The organism is Empedobacter sp. 225-1 (assembly GCF_030328185.1).
Lineage (GTDB): Bacteria > Bacteroidota > Bacteroidia > Flavobacteriales > Weeksellaceae > Empedobacter > Empedobacter stercoris.
The window spans coordinates 1-1,019 of record NZ_JACALO010000088.1; the positions used below are offsets into that span (position 1 = coordinate 1).

Annotated in this window: 1 protein-coding gene; it reads left to right on the plus strand. The window is 29.9% G+C overall.

All coding sequences use genetic code 11. The annotated features are described in order from the left end of the window. Positions 1 to 246: 246 nt before the first annotated feature. A complete protein-coding gene (locus HX088_RS13835; RefSeq protein WP_286484479.1) occupies positions 247 to 642 on the plus strand; it encodes a hypothetical protein in 396 nt (131 codons plus the stop codon). Positions 643 to 1,019: the final 377 nt, after the last annotated feature.

Sequence of the window (1,019 nt, forward strand, 5' to 3'; positions counted from 1 at the left end):
GTTCTTCGGTTCAACTTTTGTGCAAAATTGAAGATTTGTGCTTCGATTGCCCCACCATCGCAAAGCCCCAAAACGTTACCTGCAAGTTTTAGAAGAAACAAACCAATGAATTTTAATCTCGAAAATATATTCAAACTTGAATCCGAAGAAAAATATAATGAAGCATATTACCAATATAAATCGTTGTTAAAGACAAGTCCATTAAATTTTGATATTTGGAAATATTACTATTTTTTTCTTTGGTCAATGATTGAAGATGTTAATGGTGTTTTTACAATATTTAAAGGCGAAGATCTAAGAAATGAATTAAAAAATGAACTTGATTACGGATTAAAAAATTTTGAAAAAATAGCTGAATTTAATTTTTTAGCCGGATATACAACATCAATTTTTCCTTATGAATATGGAGATTATGAAGAAATGGAAAATTTTGGGAAACAATTATTATCAAAAGCTTCTGAATTAGAATCTAATAATGTATTATTTAAAATGGTGTTTTTGGGTAGTTTAGAAAATCCTAATGCTGAACAAAAAAATGAATATAATAACTTAAAATCAAAAGTTAGAATAGAAATACTTGAAAAACACTATGGAAATGGACTTTTAAACGAATACTTTAATCAAGTTTTTATAAGAAAATAAAACCAGCAGGTAACATCGGCTTGGCAAAATGCGGGGTTAAGTGTAAAATTGAACTTCTATCCTTTTTATCCGCCAAAAGCTGTTTGCTTTTGTATTTTTATTAAATTTACCAAAAGGCTCACAGCTTTGGCTACGTCTCGGTCTGAATTGAACTTTCGCTCAATTCAAGCCCGCACTTCGCCAAGCCGCGGCCCGTTAGCTGTAATGCGTCCAAAATTGCGCACAAAACAAAAAAGATGAACCAAGAACTAAATAAATTTGAAAAGTTACTTTTTGGTACTACTCTATCTCAAATTTCAAATCTAATTGAAGACGAAGAAGCGAAAGAATATTTCGGTTATAATTTTCAAACTGAAAAACTGAATTTCAAATTTAGA

Coding starts and splice junctions, on each gene's coding strand:
- HX088_RS13835 (WP_286484479.1), top strand. CDS start 247: ATGATTGAAGATGTTAATGGTGTTTTTACAATATTTAAAGGCGAAGAT.